The organism is Aquabacterium sp. (assembly GCF_036279655.1).
Lineage (GTDB): Bacteria > Pseudomonadota > Gammaproteobacteria > Burkholderiales > Burkholderiaceae_C > Aquabacterium.
Window position 1 is genome coordinate 1 of record NZ_DASUIT010000042.1, and the last position, 16,993, is coordinate 16,993.

Consider the following 16,993-nt stretch of genomic DNA (forward strand, 5'->3'; position numbering starts at 1 on the left):
GGCTATGTGCCCGCCCTGTTGCTCGACAGCGGCGAGCTGCTGACCGAAGGCCCGGCCATCGTGCAATACCTGGCCGATCTGGTGCCAGCGAAGAACCTGGCCCCCGCCAACGGCACCCTGCCCCGCTACCAGATGCAAAGCTGGCTGACCTTCATCGGCACCGAGATCCACAAGAACTTCAGCCCCTTCTTCAACCCGGCCGCCACGCCCGACATCAAGAACGCCGCCCGGGCCAACCTGGAGCGCCGCCTGGCCTACACCAACGAGCAACTGGCCGGCCGCCCCTACCTGCTGGGCGAGGATTTCAGCGTCGCCGACGCCTACCTGTTCACCGTGGTGAGCTGGGCCAAGTTCATCCAGCTGGACCTCAGCGCCTGGCCCCACCTCACCGCCTTCCTGGGCCGGGTGGGCGCTCGACCTGCCGTCCAGGCCGCGCTGAAGGCCGAAGGTCTGATCTGATTCCTATAATCGACAGATTCCACCTTCCACAGGCTGGAGCCTTTCGCGGGGGCACACCCCGGGGAGGCTGCCAGCCTCTCTTGTCTTTGCGGTGACCCCATGAGCGCTCCTTCCGAACCCCAGAACTACGATCCGCGTGCCGTCGAGGCCCGTGCCCAGCAGCACTGGAATGACCGCGACGCCTACCGCGTCACCGAACAGGCCGACAAGAAGGCCTTCTACGCCTGCTCCATGTTGCCCTACCCCTCGGGCAAGCTGCACATGGGCCACGTGCGCAACTACACGATCAACGACATGCTCACGCGCTACCTGCGCATGAACGGTCACAACGTGCTCATGCCCATGGGCTGGGACGCCTTCGGTCTGCCCGCCGAGAACGCCGCGCTCAAGAACAAGGTGCCGCCGGCCGCCTGGACCTACGACAACATCGCCTACATGAAGAAGCAGATGAAGGCGATGGGTCTGGCGATCGACTGGTCGCGCGAGATCGCCACCTGCCAGCCCGAGTACTACCAGTGGAACCAGTGGCTCTTCATCAAGATGCTGGAAGCCGGCATCTGCGAGCGCCGCACCCAGACCGTGAACTGGGACCCGGTCGACCAGACCGTGCTGGCCAACGAACAGGTCATCGACGGCCGTGGCTGGCGCTCGGGCGCCCTCGTTGAAAAGCGCGAGATCCCCGGCTACTACCTCAACATCACCAAATATGCCGACGAGCTGCTGAGCGCGGTGGCCAACCCCGAAGACCCCAACTACCTGTCCGGCTGGCCCGAGCGCGTGCGCCTGATGCAGGAGAACTGGATCGGCAAGTCTGAGGGCGTGCGCTTTGCCTTCCGGCACGACATCCAGGATGCCAACGGCGCCTTGATCAACAACGGTCAGTTGTGGGTCTTCACCACCCGTGCCGACACCATCATGGGCGTGACCTTCTGCGCCGTGGCCCCCGAGCACCCGCTGGCCACGCTGGCCGCCCAGGACAACCCCACCCTGCAGGCCTTCATCGAGGACTGCAAGCACGGCGGCACCACCGAGGCCGAACTGGCCACGCAAGAAAAGAAGGGCCTGCCCACGGGCCTGTTCGTGATCCACCCCCTGACCGGTGCCCAGGTCGAAGTCTGGGTGGGCAACTATGTGCTGATGTCCTACGGCGACGGCGCCGTGATGGGCGTGCCCGCCCACGACGAGCGCGACTTCGCCTTTGCACTCAAGTACGGCATCGCCATCAAGCAGGTCATCGCCGTCGAGGGGCAGACCTTCGATCCGGCCGCCTGGCAGGAGTGGTATGGCGACAAGCAGCATGGCGTGTGCGTCAACAGTGGCGTGCTCGACGGCCTGGATTACCGCGCCGCCGTCAACCAGGTCGCCGCGCTGCTGATCGAACAAGGCGTGGGCGAGAAGAAAACCACCTGGCGCCTGCGCGACTGGGGCATCAGCCGCCAGCGCTACTGGGGCACCCCCATCCCCATCATCCACTGTGAGAGCTGCGGTGCCGTGCCCGTGCCTGAAAAGGACCTGCCCGTGCGCCTGCCCGAAGACGTGGTGCCCGATGGCAGCGGCAACCCGCTCAAATCGCGCCCCGACTTCCTGAACGTGGGCTGCCCGAAGTGCGGCAAACCCGCCCAGCGCGAAACCGACACGATGGACACCTTCGTGGATTCGAGCTGGTACTTCCTGCGCTACACCTGTGCCGACAACCACGGCGCCATGGTCGACGAACGCACCAGCTACTGGATGGGCGCCGCCAATGCGGCGGGCGACCGAGGCATGGACCAGTACATCGGCGGCATCGAACACGCCATCTTGCACCTGCTGTATGCGCGCTTCTGGACCAAGGTGATGCGTGACCTGGGCCTGATCCAGATCGACGAGCCCTTCAAGAAACTGCTCACCCAGGGCATGGTGCTCAACCACATCTACTCGCGCAAGACAGCGCAGGGCGGCATCGAGTACTTCTGGCCCCATGAGGTGGAAAACACCTTCGATGCCAACGGCAAGATCAACGGCGCCAAGCTCAAGAGCGATGGCTCTGCGGTGGACTACGGCGGCGTGGGCACCATGTCCAAGTCCAAGAACAACGGCGTGGACCCGCAGGAGCTGATCGACACCATGGGGGCCGACACCGCTCGCCTGTTCACCATGTTTGCCTCCCCCCCGGAGCAGACTCTGGAATGGAACGACGCCGGCGTGGAAGGCGCCCACCGCTTCGTCAAGCGGGTGTGGAACTTCGGCGCCCGCCACCGCGCCGCCCTCCAGGGTGCCGGCGAGGTGGTCCAGACCGAACTGAGCGCCGAGGCCAAGGCCCTGCGCCGCGAGGTCTACGTCATCCTCAAGCAGATCAGCTACGACTACGAGCGCATGCAGTACAACACCGTGGCCTCCGGCGCCATGAAGCTGCTCAATGCGCTGGAGGCCCACAAGGGCACCTCGGCGCAGGACCAGGCCGTGCTGCGTGAAGGCTACGGCATCCTGCTGCGCGGCCTCTACCCCGCCTGCCCCCACCTCACCCATGTGCTGTGGGAAGACCTGGGCTACGCCACCCGCAACGGTGGTGACCTGCTCGATGCCCCCTGGCCCACCGTGGTCGACGAGGCCCTGGTGCAAGACGAGATCGAGCTGATGCTGCAGGTCAACGGCAAGCTGCGTGGGTCCATCAAGGTGCCCGCCTCGGCCGACAAGGCCGCCATCGAAGCCGCCGCCCTGGCCAGCGAGGACGTGGCCAAGTTCAGCGAAGGCAAGCCCGCCAAGAAGATCATCGTGGTGCCCGGCCGCCTGGTCAACGTGGTGGTGTAAGGTGGTGGCCATGAACCGCCGCCTCGCCACTTCGGCCCTGCTGGGCCTGACCGCACTCGCTCTGGGCGGCTGCGGCTTCGCCCTGCGCCAGCCCCAGCGCCTGCCCTTTCGCACCATCACACTCAGTGGCTTTGTGAGCCACTCGCCCCTGGCCACCGAGCTGGCCCGCGCCCTGGAAGCCAGCGGCGTGGACGTGGTCGAGACCACCGCCCAGGCGGTGGCCGCCGCTTCGACGGCGGGGCAAGGCTCGGGCCTGGACGGGCACGTGATCCTGGAAGCGCGCCATGACAGCCGCGACCAGGTCGTGGCCTCCACCACGGCCTTCGGCCAGGTGCGCGACCTCAGCCTGCGCACCCGCTTCCGCTTTCGCCTGCTGCGCGCCGACGGTTCGGTGCTGCTGCCCGACACCGAACTGGCCCTGGCGCGTGACCTGAGCTACAACGAAAAGGACGCCCTGGCCAAGCAGGACGAATCCGAGGCCCTGCACCGCGCCATGCAGTCCGACATCGTGGAGCAGGTGCTGCGCCGCCTGGCGGTGGTCACCCCCCGCCCGGCCCGCTGAAGCCCCCATGCAACTGCGTCTGGAGCAGCTCGCCGCCCACCTGCAGAAGGCGGGCACCGACGGCCTCAAGCCCATCTACACGCTCTACGGCGACGAGCCCCTGCTCGCACAGGAGGCGGCCGACGCCATCCGCCAGGCGGCCCGCGCCGCCGGCTACACCGAGCGCGAGGTCTTCACCGTCAGTGGCGCCCACTACGACTGGGCCAGCCTGCTGGGCGCTGGCAGCGCCATGTCGCTGTTCGGTGACCGCCAGCTCATCGAGATCCGCATCCCCTCGGGCAAGCCGGGCAAGGAAGGCTCCGCCGCCCTGCAGAGCTACTGCGAGCAGGCTGCGCGCAATGATGGCGTGTTGACCCTGGTCACCCTGCCGCGCCTGGACAAGACCCAGCAGGGCAGCGCCTGGTTCACCGCGCTGGACCAGCATGGCGCCACGCTGCGCTGCGACCCCATCGAGCGCCAGGCCCTGCCCCTGTGGATCGCCCAGCGCCTGGCCGCCCAGGGGCAGCAGGTCGAGCCCGGCGAAGCCGGCCAGCGCACCCTGGCCTTCTTCGCCGACCGCGTCGAGGGCAATCTGCTGGCCGCCCACCAGGAAGTCCTCAAACTGGGCCTGCTCCACCCCCCCGGCACCCTGAGCATCGAGCAGATCGAAGACGCCGTGGTCGACGTGGCCCGCTTCAACGTCTTCAAGCTCAGCGAAGCCGTGCTGGCCGGCCAGACGGCCCGGGCCCTGCGCATGATCGAAGGCCTGCAGGCCGAGGGCGAAGCCGCCGTGCTGGTGCACTGGGCCCTGTCCGACGACATCCTCGGGCTTTACCGGGCCCGTCAGGCCCTTGATGGCGGCAAACCGCTGCCCATGGTCCTGCGCGAACTGCGCATCTGGGGGCCCCGCGAGCGCCTGTTCGAGCGCGTGCTGCCCCAGGTCAAGGGCGCCACCGCCGCCCGGCTGGTGCACGCCGCCAGCATCGTCGACGGCATCGTCAAGGGCCTGCCTCACCCGCAGTGGCCGGACGATCCCTGGCAGGCCCTGGGCCGCCTGACGGCCATGCTCTGCAAGAGCGTGGCCCCGATGCCCCGCACCTGAGGAGAAACCTGATCCCGCGCCAGGAGGCATCGCTCTATAGTGATGACTATTTTCCAGGGATCACGTCATGGCGTGACCGGTTTCACAAACTCACGGACTTGAGATCCCGTCGTTCTGGCCGATAACAAAAGGGTCAAAGCACCGCCGGGACCCCTCATGATCAGCCAACTGGAGCCCCTCCGCTCGAAACCCGCAGCCTCTCCTGTGAGGACAGTCCGCGAGAAATCATGCATGATTTCCTGAAAGCCCTCTGATCATCCTGCCCTCATGCTGCCCAACCTGCTGAATCCCACCCGGCTCCAGGCTCGCATCGTTGCGATGTACCTGGGCCTGCTGGTGGTCATCCAGGCCGCCAGCTACTGGTTCATCCAGGACAGCGTGGACCGCAATGCCCGCGCGTCCATCCACACCGAGCTGGCCACCGGCGAGCGTGTGTTCCTGCGCCTGCTCCAGCAAAACACCTACAACCTCGAACAGGCCACCCGCGTGCTGGCCTCGGACTACGGTTTCCGCGAGGCGGTGGCCAGCGGCGATGGCGAGACCCTGCAATCGGCCCTGGCCAACCATGGTGACCGCATCAATGCCGGCGTGGCCATCTTCACCGACGAGCAGTTCCAACTGCGCGCCAGCACCACCTCCAACGCCAACCACTTTGTGGCCGCCGTGCAGCGCTACGCACGGCAAACCCAGACGGGCGGCGCCCAGGCCAACCAGGTCGAGGTCATCGACAACCAGCCTTACCAGATCGTGGCCGTGCCGGTGCGCGCACCTCACATCATCGGCTGGGTGGGCATGGGCTTTCCCATCGGAGACAAGTTGCTCAAGGACATGCAGACCCTCTCCGGACTGGATGTCGTGCTGATGCTGCGCACCCCCGTGGGCGACTGGAGCGTCACCCAGAGCACCGTGGACAGGACCCACTGGCAGCATGTGGCCTCTGCCTGGCAGGCCCCCGAAACCTCGGTCGGCCCCAATGATCTGAGCCTGCTGGTCGATGGCGACGAATTCAGCGGCCACCAGGTGGTGCTGCCGGGCACGCCGGGCCAGCCCCCCGTCACGGCCCTGCTGCTGCGCTCGGTCGATCAGGCCCTGGCACCCTATGGCCGCCTCAAGCTCACCCTGCTGCTGCTGGCGGCCGTCGGCATCGGTGCCTTCGGCATCGGGGGCTACATCACAGCCCGGCGCATCACCAACCCCCTGCGCGTGCTGACCGGATCGGCGCGGCGCCTGGAGCGCGGCGACTATGGCGCCGAAGTCCGCGTGGCCTCGCGCGACGAGATCGGCGAACTCGCCCAGTCCTTCGAGACCATGCGCCAGGCCATCCAGGCCCGCGAAGGCGAGATCCGCCGCCTGGCCTACCAGGATGCCCTGACCGATCTGCCCAACCGGGAACAGTTCCGGCATGACCTGCGTCAGGCCATCATGCGCACCAAGGAAGACAACGCGCCCTGCTCGATCATGCTGCTCGACATGGACCGTTTCAAGCACGTCAACGACGTGCTGGGCCACCGCTTCGGCGACCGCCTGCTGCGCGCCGTGGCCGAGCGCCTGCGCAACGAGGCCCTGCAACCGCAGGACATCCTGGCCCGCCTCAGCGGCGACGAATTCGGCATCTTGCTGCCCCGCATGGACGCACAGGCGGCCAAGGTCGTGGCCGAGCGCGTGCAGGACGCCTTCGAGCGCCCCATCACCCTGGACGACCACACGGTCGACCTGGGCGCCGGCATCGGCATCGCCACCTGCCCGGATCACGGCACGGAGGCCGACCCCCTGCTGAGCCGCGCCGAAGTTGCCATGTACGCCGCCAAGCAGCACAAGGCCGGCACGGTGATCTACCAGCCCGGCCTGGACTCCTCCAGTGAAGAGTCCCTCACCCTGATGAGCGAATTGCGCTACGCGGTGGACCACCAGCAACTGCGCCTGTTCCTGCAACCCAAGATCAATCTGAGCACCGGCCAGGTCGTGGGTGCCGAAGCCCTGGTGCGCTGGGAACACCCGCAGCGCGGCCTGGTGCCGCCCATGCGCTTCATCCCCTTTGCCGAGCAGACCGGCTTCATCCGCGTGCTCACCACCTGGATGATCGAGCAGTCGGCCATGATGAGCGCGCAACTCACGGCCGAGGGGCAGCCCCTGAAGCTGTCCGTCAACCTGTCGACCCGCGACCTGATGGACCAGGACCTGCCGGTCAAGCTCGAAAAGCTGCTGAGCAAGTACAGCGTCGATCCGACCACCCTGATCCTGGAGATCACCGAGAGCGCCATCATGGACGATCCGCAGCGGGCCCTGCAGACCCTGGAGCGCCTGCACGAGATGGGTCTGAAGCTGTCCATCGACGATTTCGGCACGGGCTACTCCTCGCTGGCCTACCTCAAGCGCCTGCCGGTGGACGAGCTCAAGATCGACAAGTCCTTCGTGATGAACATGGAAAGCGATCTGCAGGACGCCAAGATCGTGCGCTCGACGGTCGATCTGGCCCACAACCTGGGTCTCAATGTGGTGGCCGAGGGCGTTGAAAACGCCAAGTCCTGGAAGCTGCTGGCAGGACTGAACTGCGACGAGGTCCAGGGCTACCTGATTGCCCGCCCCATGCCAGCCGCCCTGTTCCCGCAGTGGGCCCGCACCTGGACACCGCCCGACACCAGCGAAGAGTGGCTGGGCACCGAGTTCGCCTCGATGATCTGAGCGTGCGCCGTGGTCAGCCCGCCGAGGCCAGCGTGCGCGCCAGGGCGGTGAACGCCAGCCACTGATCCATGGGCAGTCCCAGCGCAGCCGCATCCCGCGACACCTCGGCCTGTGCCTGCGACACCAGCACCTCGATCAGGCGCTGGGCATCGGCCAGGCGAGGCAGCACGGGCCCTGCGAACAGGACCTGTCCGTCGCGGGCCACCAGCAGGGTCGGGAAGGTTTCCACATCCACATCGCCCACCAGATCGGCCTCGTCCTCGATGTCGATCCAGCGATAGCGGTGCCCGGGCAGGGCGGCCTGCAGTTGCGCAAAGGTCGCCTCGTACTCGCCGCAGGTGCCACACCACGCGGCGCACAGGCAGGCAATGTCAAGAATGGGAGTGGCCATGCCTGAATTGTGGCATCACACACCGTTGACACGGATCCAGGTGGTCTTGAGCTCGGTGTACTTGTCCAGCGCATGCAGGGACTTGTCGCGCCCGTTGCCCGACTGTTTGTAGCCGCCAAAGGGCACGGTGATGTCGTCCTCGTCGTACTGATTGACGTGCACCGTGCCCGCGCGCAGCGCCCGCGCCACCCGATGCGCCCGGTCGATGTGGGCACTCCAGACGCTGGCCTGCAGGCCGTAGCTGGACTGGTTGGCCAGTGCCACCGCCTCGGCCTCGTCCTGGAAGCGGATGACGCTGAGGACCGGGCCGAAGATCTCCTCGCGGGCGATCCGCATGTGGTTGCTCACGCCATCGAACACCGTGGGGGTGACGTAGTAGCCCCCCGTCTCGGCCCGCACCTGTACCCCGCCTGCCACGCACCGTGCGCCCTCGTGCCGCCCGGACTCGATGTAGCCCAGCACCGTGTGCAGCTGTGACTCGTCCACCAGGGCGCCCATGGCGGTGTGCGGATCGAGCGGATCCCCGGGCTGGTAGTGCGGCACCTGGGCCAGGACCTGCGCCACCACGTCGTCGGCGATGGACTCGTGCACCAGTAGGCGCGACGGGGCGTTGCAGGATTCACCCTGGTTGAAGAAGATGGCCCCGGCCACGGTCTGCGCCGCACGCTCGATCGCGTCCGAATCCTCGAACACGATGAAGGCCGACTTGCCGCCCAGCTCATTGAACACACGCTTGAGGTTGCTGGCGCCAGCGTACTCCAGCATCTTGCGCCCCACCCGGGTCGATCCGGTGAAACCCAGGGCATCGACATCCATGTGCAGCGCCAGGGCCTCGCCCGCCTCATGGCCGTAGCCGGGAACCACATTGAAGACGCCCTCGGGCAGGCCGGCCATCAGGGCCAGCTCGGCCAGGCGCGAGGCCGTCAGCGGGGCTTTTTCAGAGGGCTTGAGCACCACGCTGTTGCCCGTGGCCAGGGCGGGCCCCAGCTTCCAGGCCGCCATGAGCATGGGGTAGTTCCAGGGCACGATGGCGCCCACCACGCCTACCGGCTCACGCCGGATCAGGGCCAGGGCGGTCTCTGGCGTGGGCGCGATCTCGTCATAAACCTTGTCCACCGCCTCGGCATACCACTGGATGCAGCGTGCCGCCAGGGGCACGTCCACGTTCAGGCTGTGCCCGATGGGCTTGCCCATGTCCAGCGTTTCCAGCAGGGCCAACTCGTCCTTGTGCTGGAGGATCAGCTCGGCCCAGCGGGCCAGCACGCGCTTGCGCGCCGCTGGCGCCTCACGCGACCAGCGCCCCTGCTCGAAGGCCTGCCGGGCGGCGAACACAGCGGCATCGACATCGGGCGCCGTGCACCGCGCCACGGCGGTGAGCGCCCGGCCATCGATGGGTGAGTGCTTGGCAAAGGTCTGGCCATCGGTCGCATCCATGCGCTGGCCGTCGATGAGTGCCCGTCCGTCCAGACGCCGCTCATCGAGCAGGGCTTGTGCGCGGTCACGCCAGATCAGGGCTTGGGCGGTGGCGGGCTGGGCAGAGGTCATGACATCAGGCTCCATCGAATCGTTGGGCAATCCTCACCCCCACTCTAGCCAAATGCGGCCACTTGTGCACCCGCGCTGTCGTACGTCGGCACATGATCTACAGTTGGGTCCTGACGGCGTGACGGACACGCCCCATGAGTCAAGAGGAGCGCACATCATGCCGGTCATCGTGGTCGCCAATCCCAAGGGGGGCGTGGGCAAATCCACACTGTCAAGCAATATCGCAGGCTACTGGGCCTCTCAGGGCCACGCCGTGATGCTGGGTGACATCGATCGCCAACAGTCCTCTCGCCTGTGGTTGAGCCTGCGGCCCGAGTCGCTGCCCCGCATCCGGTCCTGGGACATCGACGAGGACCACCTGGCCAAGCCCCCCAAGGGCACCACGCACATGGTGCTCGACACGCCCGCCGGGCTGCATGGCAAACGGCTGGATGGGGTGATGAAACTGGCCGATCTGGTGCTGATCCCCCTGCAAGCCAGCGTCTTCGACATCTACGCCACCCGCGACTTCATCACCGAACTGCACAAACGCAAGCGCTCGGACCAGGTCAAGCTGGCCGTGGTGGGCAACCGCATCAAGGACCACACCAAGGCGACCGAGCATTTGCAGGAGTTCCTGGACACCCTGGGCATCCCGGTGCTGAGCATGCTGCGCGACACGCAGAACTATGCCCACCTGGCCGCCCACGGGCTGACACTCTTTGATGTGGCCCCCGCCAAGGTCGAAAAGGATCTGGCGCAGTGGCAACCCATCGTCCAGTGGCTGGGGTGAGACCCATGTCAGGCAAGCCCCCGGGTCCCGTCGGACTGAACTACACCCCCTTGATCGAACCCGGCAATATGTGCCGTGTTGAGGCACCGCAGCGCACAGGACGGTTCGACGCGGCAGCACAGGCAACACACGACGAGCTGACCCCCATTGCGCGCTACATGGCGCAGGAAATCAACGTCAACACGTCCGGCCCGGATGTGCGACGTCTGAGGGAGCTCAACAGCTTCTCGCCCGAACAATGCATTCAGGACTACACGCGCCAACCTTTGTGGCGGCAGTTGCTGGGCCTGGGCATCTCCCCCCAGCAATGCATCGACATGCAAATGAGTTACCGCACCGCGGCGCTGTTGATGTGGGGGCAGAAGGTGATGCAGAACGGCGACTGGGACCACAAGCCCATCATCGCCCGGCGGTTCAACACCAGATCACCCGGCGGCATCCAGGTCTGGCACGTCTATGGCAACACCGAGTATTTTTACGATGTGTGGTCCAACCTGCATTACGGCTATGTCGGTGCCGCCGCCGGGTTCAGCGACAGCGTCTTGCTGGACGGGGCCGGATTGGAGCAGATCGGCTCGGATCTGGTCCGTTTACAACGCCCAGCGCGACGTGGCAGCACCTCCGGCTTGCGCAGTTGGGATGACCCAGCCGATCGCGCGGCCATCACCATGGGCATCCAGTTGTATCGGCGACAGCCTCAGGCGGTGCGTGCGCAAGATCTGCTCAACATCATCCTGCCCTCGTCCCTCATCACACGCCGCCCCTTCACCCCATGAACACGCCACGGTGGGCGCCCCTGGCGCTGCTCATCCTGACGCTGACAGCCTGCCGCTCCTGGCATGAGGACCGCGTCGAGGTCGAACTTCGCCTGGCCCCCCAAGCCCCCGCCCTGCAGGACATCGCCATCGTGGTCGGTGACGAGCGCATGTCCTGGGCCACACTCGAAGCCGGAGCCGCCCTGAACGCCACCTTCCTGCCCACCCAGGGGGCGGACCGTCGGCTGACGCTGCTCTATGCCACACCCGGCCACACAGGCGCGCCATTGGCCTGGATGGGCCCCCCCGTGGGCGGTGATGCAGGCTACCGCATCGTGATCCAGATGACGGCCCCTGGCCAGATCCAGGCGCGACACTGCCTGCTGCCTTGCGCGCTGGACTGAGCGAACGCCCGCTCAGAAACTCACCAGCACTGACGCCCCCAGCAACTGGTTGGTCTTGCGGTAGCTGCCATCACGCACATCCAGGAACACCGGACCGCTGGCGCCATCGAATCGGTACTCGACCTTGAAGGTCGTGTTTTGATTGAAGAGGTAGCTCAGGCCCAGGCTGAGGGCCCAGCGGTTCACGCCGCGCTCCGTGTCGCCATAGATGGGGGTGCCGTCATCGTCGACACCCACCACGGCCGGGCCAATGCCGTTGCGGTCGTCCGCGCCGCTGTAGCCAAACAGCCCGCCACCGTTCTGGCGGTTGTTGAGGTAATCCACCCGCAGCGTGCCTTCCAGCCGTGGCTCGAACTTGTAGGCCGCCAGGGCCGAAGCGCCCCACCACTGGGCGTCCCGCAAGGCCCCTGTGTCCGGATCAACACTGATGGCCGACTTGGCCTGCTGGCCCCAGCTCAGTTGCCCCTGCACGGTCCAGTCACCCCGGATGAAGTAGGCATCGAACTCGAAGAGGTTGACGCTGGAGTCCGGCTGCGCCACGACCTCGTCAAACTCATCGACGATGTTCTCGCTGAAATTGGCTGCCTTGCCGTGCACACCGGCAAAGCCGAAGCCCTGGAACTCGCCCTTGGCGTAGTCCACCCGGTAGACCAGGGCCGGCGAGGTTTCACCCGGGTTGCGGCGGGTGCCATTCACGTTGGCCAGCATGGCCTTGACCAGCCACTTGCCACGCGTGATCTCCATGCCCGCGCCGGTGTAGGCCGTCGGCAGCGTGAAGTCGAACAGCAGGTTGTGCGTGATCAGCTTGTTGAGCGTGGGCTGCAGGTATTCATAACCCGACCAGTCGGGGATCTGCCCGGCAATGAAGCGCGTCTGCAGATCGGACAGCGGGATGGACACCGAGGCCTCGTGGATGGGCGACTCGCCATTGAACACCGAGCCCACCCCACGGTTGGGCGCCAGGGTCAGGCGCCAGCGCGATCCCCCCTCCGTCTCCTTGGTGAAGTCGATCACCGCGGCGCCGAAGTAGCTGTTGTCGTAGTTGTAGCCGTCGTCACTGACATTGTTAAGGAACTGGAAGCCCGCACGGTCCTGCCGCTGGTTGTAGATGAAGGTCGGGTCCATGTAGCCATTGATCTTCAGCCCCTTGAAGCCCAGCATGTCGCGTGAATCCTCCAGGGCCTCGGCCTTGATGGCGATGCGGTTGAAGTCCTGGATCTGCTCGGGCGTCATGCCCGGCGGGTTCTCGGCGGCACGGGTTTCGGCCTGCTCGACCTTCTTCTCCAGCTCGGCCACACGGGCCTTGAGGGCGCGCAACTCCTTGAGCAGCTCCTCATTCGTATCGGCCTGGGCCAGGCCGGGCGCGGCCAGGGTGGAGAGCGCACCCACCAGCACGGCGGTGGCCAGGGCCACGGGCGAGCGTGAGCGGATCGGTGTCGTCGTCTGAGGCTGAGTGGTCATCACGGGCGTGTCCTTGCGTGCGGGTTGTTCTCGTCTCATGAATGGGCCGCCTGAGCGACCTCCTGCTGCCGTCGGCGTTCGGCCCGGGCCAGGGCATAACTGCCCCCGATCACAGCCACCGACACCACGGCGATCACCACCGTGGCCACTGCGTTCACACTGGGGTCCAGCCCCAGGCGCGCGCGGGAAAAGATCACCAGAGGCAGGGTGGTCGAGCCCGGCCCCGACAGGAAGGCGGCCAGCACCACGTCGTCCAGTGACAGGGTGAAGGTCAGCAACCAGGCCGACATCAGGGACTGGGCGATCATGGGCAGCGTGACCAGGAAGAACACCTGCACCGGCCGGGCGCCCAGGTTGAGCGCGGCCTCTTCGAGCTGCGGATTGAGCCCCTGCAGCCGGGCCTGGATCACCACGGTGGCATAGGCCATGCCCACCAGCAGATGGGCCAGCCAGATGGTCAGCATGCCGCGCTCGGGAAAGCCCAGCCAGCGCTGGAGGGACACCAGCATCAGCAGCAGCGACAGGCCGATGATGACTTCCGGCATCACCAGCGGCGCGTTGATCATGCCCACCATGGCCGTGCGGCCGGTGAACCGCTTGTAGCGCACCAGGGACAGGGCTGCCAGCGTGCCCAGCACCACCGCCGCCGTGGCCGAACAGAACGCAATCTTGAGCGACAGCCACAGGCCATCGAGCACCTCCGCATCGTCGGCCAGCTTGCTGAACCAGGCCAGCGTGAAGCCGCCCCATTGCGTGGGCAGCGAGGATGCGTTGAAGGAATACACCACCAGCGCCACGATGGGCAGGTAGAGAAAGACAAAGCCCGCCGCCAGCCACAGGCGGCTCAACCACTGGCCCTGGCGCAGGTAGGCGGGCTGTGCCTCACGGCTCATCGCGCGCCCTCCCGGGATTCGGCCTGTGCCTTGTTGAACAGCGCCAGCGGCACGATGATCAGCAGGATCATCACCACCGCCACGCTGGAGGCCATGGGCCAGTCGTTGTTGGCGAAGAACTCATCCCACAGCACACGGCCGATCATCAGGGTCTGAGGCCCGCCCAGCAACTCGGGGATCACGTACTCGCCGACGCAGGGGATGAAGACCAGCATGGTGCCCGCCACGATGCCCGCGCGCGACAGCGGCACCGTCACGGTCCAGAAGGCCACCCAGGGAGTGGCCCCCAGGTTGTAGGCCGCCTCCAGCAGGCGCGTGTCCATCTTGGAGAGGTTGGCGTACAGCGGCAGGATCATGAAGGGCACATAGGTGTAGACCATGCCCAGCACCAGCGAGAACGGGGTGTTGAGGTACTGCCCCGGTCCGGGGATGAGGTTGAGCGCCACCAGCAGGTGGTCCACACCCAGTGCGCTCAGCAGGCCCGACACCCAGCCCCCCGCCGACAGCAAGGCCTTCCAGGCATAGACGCGCAGCAAAAAGGAGGTCCAGAAGGGCAGCATCACCATCATCAGCAGGGCCGGCTGCACGCTCTGATCGGCCCGGGCCATGAAGTAGGCAAAGGGGTAGCCGATCAGCAGACACAGCCCGGCCGTGATCGCGGCGTACTTCAGGCTGACCAGGTAGGTGGTGAAGTACAGCGCATCTTGCGTGATGTAGAGGTAATTGCTCAGCTTGATCTTGATGCTCAGCACGCCGTCGACCCAGGTGACGATGTCCTGAAAGCTCACCACCTCCATCTCGGAGACGCTGATCTTGACCACGATCAGGAAGGGCAGCATGAAAAAGGCCAGCAGCCACAGGTAGGGAATGCCGATCAGGGTGCGGGCCGACCATCTCATGTCCGGCCCCTATTGCGTCAGCACCACATGGGCTGAGGGCGTCCACCAGGCCCAGGCCAGATCATCCCAGCTGAGGGTGTCATCCGGGTGCCGCTCGGTGTTGCTCTGGCTCACCTTGAGCATGTGCCCGCTGGGCAACTGCAGGTGATAGACGGTGTAGCTGCCGAAGTAGGCCATGTCCTTGATGCGCCCCTGCACCTGGTTCATGGGCACGGACAGGCGATCGCTGCTCACCGGGGCGAAGCGCGAGATGCGGATCTTCTCGGGCCGCAAGGCCACATGCACCGTCATGCCGATGTGGCCGGTGATGCCGTGGCCGACGTGATGGCGGCAATCGGCACTGGCGATCTCGACGTGATCGGGCTCGTCCACCACCAGGGTGCCATCCATCAGGTTGACGTTGCCGATGAAGTCGGCCACGAAGCGCGATGCGGGTGTCTCATAGATCTCGTGCGGCGTGCCCACCTGCAAGATGCGCCCCTCGCTCATGATGCCGATGCGCGTGGCCATGGTCATGGCCTCTTCCTGGTCGTGGGTGACCATCATGCAGGTCACGCCCACGGACTCGATGATGTTGACCAGCTCGATCTGGGTTTCCTCGCGCAGCTTCTTGTCCAGGGCGCCCAGGGGCTCGTCCAGCAAGAGCAGCTTGGGCTGCTGCGCCAGGCTGCGCGCCAGGGCCACACGCTGCTGCTGACCACCCGACAACTGGTGGGGCTTGCGCCGGGCGTACGCCCCCAACTGCACCAGCTTGAGCATGGCCTCGACACGCTCATCGATGTCGGCCCGGGGCATGCCGTCGCGCCGCAGGCCAAAAGCGATGTTGTCCCACACGCTGAGGTGCGGGAACAGGGCATAGCTCTGGAACATCATGTTCAAGGGCCGCTCGTAAGGGGCCAGGGACAACAGATCCTGCCCCCCCAGGGTGATGCGCCCGGCGCTGGGGGTCTCGAACCCCGCCAGCATGCGCAGCAGCGTCGTCTTGCCACAGCCCGAAGAGCCCAGCAGGGCAAAGATCTCGCCCTGCTCGATGCGCAGGGACACGTTGTCCACCGCGCGGAAACGGCCACCTCCCTGGCCCCCAAAGTCCTTGGTGACCTGGTCGATGACCAGATAGCCCTGGTCGCCGTTCTCGGCTTCAGCGCTCATGCCATGCCCTCCCAGGCCATGCTCACAGACCAGTCTTGAACGAGGTGTAGATGCGCGTCATCTGCCGGCGGATGTCGTTGTTGATGGCCTCGGGCAAGGCCATCTTCTTCATGTCCGCCTCGGGCGGGAAGACCGCCGGATCATTGGCCACCTCGGGCTTGACGAACTTGCGCGAGGCCAGGTTGGGGTTGGCATAGAACACCTTGTTGGTCAGCCCGGCATGCACTTCGGGGCGCAGGATGTAGTTGATCCACTTGTGTGCGTTCTCGGGGTGAGGCGCATCGGCCGGGATCACCATGGTGTCCATGAAGATCACGCCCCCGGTGATGGGTGTGAGCGTGCGCAGGTTCTGGCCAGTCTTGCCTTCGATGGCGCGCTGACGAGCGATGTTCATGTCCCCCGACCAGCCCAGGGCCACGCAGATCGAGCCCGAGGCCATGTCATTGATGTAACCCGACGAGCTGAACAGGGTCACGTAAGGACGGATGCTGCGCAGCAGGCCAGGCACGGCCTGGTAGTCGGCAATGTTCTTGCTGAAAGCGGGCTTGCCCAGGTAGTGCAGTGCGGCCGGCACCACCTCGGTGGCCGAATCCAGGAAGGACACGCCACAGCTCTTGAGCTTGCTGATGTACTCGGGCTTGAAGACCAGATCCCACACATTGGCCGGCATGGGGGTGTTGCCCAGGGCCGCCTTGACCTTGTCAACATTGATGCCCACGGTGGTGTAGCCCCACATCCAGTTCACCAGGTACTGGTTGCCCGGATCCAGCCTGGCCAGTTGGGCCTGAATGGCCGGGTCCAGGTTCTTGAGATTGGGCAGCTTGCTCTTGTCGAGCTTTTGCAGCAAGCCGCCATCGGCCTGCAGCTTGCCCCAGTAGGACGAAGGCACCACAATGTCGTAACCCGTCTTGCCGGCCACCATCTTGGCGTGCACCACCTCGTTGCTGTCGAAGTTGTCGTAGCGCACCTTGATGCCGGTTTCCTTCTCGAAGTTCGAGATGGTGTCGGGGGCGATGTAGTTCGACCAGTTGTAGACGTTGAGGACCTTCTCCTCTTCGGCCTGTGCCGGCAAGGCCAGCAAGGAGGCCGCCATCAGGGCGGACACGGTGGAGGCCAAGCTCATCTTCAAGCGCATGGTCATGCTTTCCCT

The 16,993-nt window shown here is 65.9% G+C and carries 15 protein-coding genes; 8 read left to right on the forward strand and 7 right to left on the reverse strand.

Features of this window, described 5'->3' with window-relative positions; translation table 11 throughout:
* The 5 genes from VFW84_RS04330 to VFW84_RS04350 form a co-directional block, all read left to right on the forward strand.
* The coding region (locus VFW84_RS04330; RefSeq protein ID WP_329679205.1) for a glutathione binding-like protein at positions 1-459 on the forward strand (459 nt) is incomplete at its 5' end.
* A 99-nt stretch (positions 460-558) separates the two neighbouring features.
* Positions 559-3,249 carry a leucine--tRNA ligase gene (gene leuS, locus VFW84_RS04335; protein WP_329679206.1) on the forward strand — a complete coding sequence of 897 codons (2,691 nt, stop codon included), beginning with the start codon at positions 559-561 and terminating at the stop codon, positions 3,247-3,249.
* A 10-nt stretch (positions 3,250-3,259) separates the two neighbouring features.
* Positions 3,260-3,811, forward strand: coding sequence for an LPS assembly lipoprotein LptE (gene lptE / locus VFW84_RS04340; RefSeq protein ID WP_329679207.1), 552 nt, complete (start codon positions 3,260-3,262; stop codon positions 3,809-3,811).
* A gap of 7 nt (positions 3,812-3,818) precedes the next feature.
* Positions 3,819-4,892 carry a DNA polymerase III subunit delta gene (gene holA / locus VFW84_RS04345; RefSeq protein ID WP_329679208.1) on the forward strand — a complete coding sequence of 358 codons (1,074 nt, stop codon included), beginning with the start codon at positions 3,819-3,821 and terminating at the stop codon, positions 4,890-4,892.
* Positions 4,893-5,159: 267 nt separating this feature from the next.
* Positions 5,160-7,574 carry a putative bifunctional diguanylate cyclase/phosphodiesterase gene (locus VFW84_RS04350; protein WP_329679209.1) on the forward strand — a complete coding sequence of 805 codons (2,415 nt, stop codon included), beginning with the start codon at positions 5,160-5,162 and terminating at the stop codon, positions 7,572-7,574.
* A 13-nt stretch (positions 7,575-7,587) separates the two neighbouring features.
* Here VFW84_RS04350 and VFW84_RS04355 read toward each other — a convergent pair whose 3' ends face one another.
* On the reverse strand, positions 7,588-7,965 hold the full coding sequence (locus VFW84_RS04355; RefSeq protein ID WP_329679210.1) for a thioredoxin family protein: 378 nt from the start codon (positions 7,963-7,965) through the stop codon (positions 7,588-7,590).
* Between the two features lie 15 nt (positions 7,966-7,980).
* Entirely contained in the window at positions 7,981-9,510 is a 1,530-nt protein-coding gene (locus VFW84_RS04360) for an aldehyde dehydrogenase (RefSeq protein ID WP_329679211.1), read from the reverse strand.
* Between the two features lie 157 nt (positions 9,511-9,667).
* Here VFW84_RS04360 and VFW84_RS04365 point away from each other — a divergent pair, with 157 nt between their 5' ends.
* Genes VFW84_RS04365 through VFW84_RS04375 form a run of 3 tightly spaced genes read left to right on the forward strand, consistent with a single transcriptional unit; the run spans position 9,668 to position 11,441 of the window.
* Positions 9,668-10,282, forward strand: a complete 615-nt coding sequence (locus tag VFW84_RS04365) for a ParA family protein (RefSeq protein ID WP_329679212.1) — start codon at positions 9,668-9,670, stop codon at positions 10,280-10,282.
* A 5-nt stretch (positions 10,283-10,287) separates the two neighbouring features.
* A complete protein-coding gene (locus tag VFW84_RS04370) occupies positions 10,288-11,058 on the forward strand; it encodes a polymorphic toxin type 44 domain-containing protein (protein ID WP_329679213.1) in 771 nt (256 codons plus the stop codon).
* Positions 11,055-11,441: a hypothetical protein gene (locus tag VFW84_RS04375; protein WP_329679214.1), complete on the forward strand. Its 387-nt coding sequence runs from the start codon at positions 11,055-11,057 to the stop codon at positions 11,439-11,441. Before VFW84_RS04370 ends, VFW84_RS04375 begins: the two co-directional genes overlap by 4 nt.
* 12 nt (positions 11,442-11,453) lie before the next feature.
* Here VFW84_RS04375 and VFW84_RS04380 read toward each other — a convergent pair whose 3' ends face one another.
* The 5 genes from VFW84_RS04380 to VFW84_RS04400 are packed head-to-tail and all read right to left on the reverse strand — an operon-like array spanning position 11,454 to position 16,978.
* Positions 11,454-12,941, reverse strand: a complete 1,488-nt coding sequence (locus tag VFW84_RS04380) for a DUF3138 family protein (protein WP_329679215.1) — start codon at positions 12,939-12,941, stop codon at positions 11,454-11,456.
* The gene (locus VFW84_RS04385) at positions 12,938-13,795 is read right to left on the reverse strand and encodes an ABC transporter permease subunit (RefSeq protein ID WP_329679216.1); all 858 of its coding nucleotides are present in this window, start codon (positions 13,793-13,795) and stop codon (positions 12,938-12,940) included. Before VFW84_RS04385 ends, VFW84_RS04380 begins: the two co-directional genes overlap by 4 nt.
* Positions 13,792-14,694 carry an ABC transporter permease gene (locus tag VFW84_RS04390; RefSeq protein ID WP_329679217.1) on the reverse strand — a complete coding sequence of 301 codons (903 nt, stop codon included), beginning with the start codon at positions 14,692-14,694 and terminating at the stop codon, positions 13,792-13,794. The genes VFW84_RS04385 and VFW84_RS04390 overlap by 4 nt, the downstream gene beginning before the upstream one ends.
* Before the next feature lie 9 nt (positions 14,695-14,703).
* Positions 14,704-15,843, reverse strand: coding sequence for an ABC transporter ATP-binding protein (locus tag VFW84_RS04395; protein WP_329679218.1), 1,140 nt, complete (start codon positions 15,841-15,843; stop codon positions 14,704-14,706).
* A 22-nt stretch (positions 15,844-15,865) separates the two neighbouring features.
* Positions 15,866-16,978 (reverse strand): polyamine ABC transporter substrate-binding protein, encoded by a 1,113-nt coding sequence (locus VFW84_RS04400; protein ID WP_414638893.1) that lies wholly within the window; start codon positions 16,976-16,978, stop codon positions 15,866-15,868.
* Between the last annotated feature and the right edge of the window lie 15 nt (positions 16,979-16,993).

Excerpts from the sequence above, each read along its gene's own strand:
- VFW84_RS04360 (WP_329679211.1), bottom strand. The coding sequence starts at position 9,510 with ATGACCTCTGCCCAGCCCGCCACCGCCCAAGCCCTGATCTGGCGTGAC.
- VFW84_RS04400 (WP_414638893.1), bottom strand. The coding sequence starts at position 16,978 with ATGCGCTTGAAGATGAGCTTGGCCTCCACCGTGTCCGCCCTGATGGCG.
- VFW84_RS04350 (WP_329679209.1), top strand. The coding sequence starts at position 5,160 with ATGCTGCCCAACCTGCTGAATCCCACCCGGCTCCAGGCTCGCATCGTT.
- VFW84_RS04385 (WP_329679216.1), bottom strand. The coding sequence starts at position 13,795 with ATGAGCCGTGAGGCACAGCCCGCCTACCTGCGCCAGGGCCAGTGGTTG.
- VFW84_RS04365 (WP_329679212.1), top strand. The coding sequence starts at position 9,668 with ATGCCGGTCATCGTGGTCGCCAATCCCAAGGGGGGCGTGGGCAAATCC.
- VFW84_RS04370 (WP_329679213.1), top strand. The coding sequence starts at position 10,288 with ATGTCAGGCAAGCCCCCGGGTCCCGTCGGACTGAACTACACCCCCTTG.
- leuS (WP_329679206.1), top strand. The coding sequence starts at position 559 with ATGAGCGCTCCTTCCGAACCCCAGAACTACGATCCGCGTGCCGTCGAG.
- VFW84_RS04375 (WP_329679214.1), top strand. The coding sequence starts at position 11,055 with ATGAACACGCCACGGTGGGCGCCCCTGGCGCTGCTCATCCTGACGCTG.
- holA (WP_329679208.1), top strand. The coding sequence starts at position 3,819 with ATGCAACTGCGTCTGGAGCAGCTCGCCGCCCACCTGCAGAAGGCGGGC.
- lptE (WP_329679207.1), top strand. The coding sequence starts at position 3,260 with ATGAACCGCCGCCTCGCCACTTCGGCCCTGCTGGGCCTGACCGCACTC.
- VFW84_RS04355 (WP_329679210.1), bottom strand. The coding sequence starts at position 7,965 with ATGGCCACTCCCATTCTTGACATTGCCTGCCTGTGCGCCGCGTGGTGT.
- VFW84_RS04390 (WP_329679217.1), bottom strand. The coding sequence starts at position 14,694 with ATGAGATGGTCGGCCCGCACCCTGATCGGCATTCCCTACCTGTGGCTG.
- VFW84_RS04380 (WP_329679215.1), bottom strand. The coding sequence starts at position 12,941 with ATGAGACGAGAACAACCCGCACGCAAGGACACGCCCGTGATGACCACT.
- VFW84_RS04395 (WP_329679218.1), bottom strand. The coding sequence starts at position 15,843 with ATGAGCGCTGAAGCCGAGAACGGCGACCAGGGCTATCTGGTCATCGAC.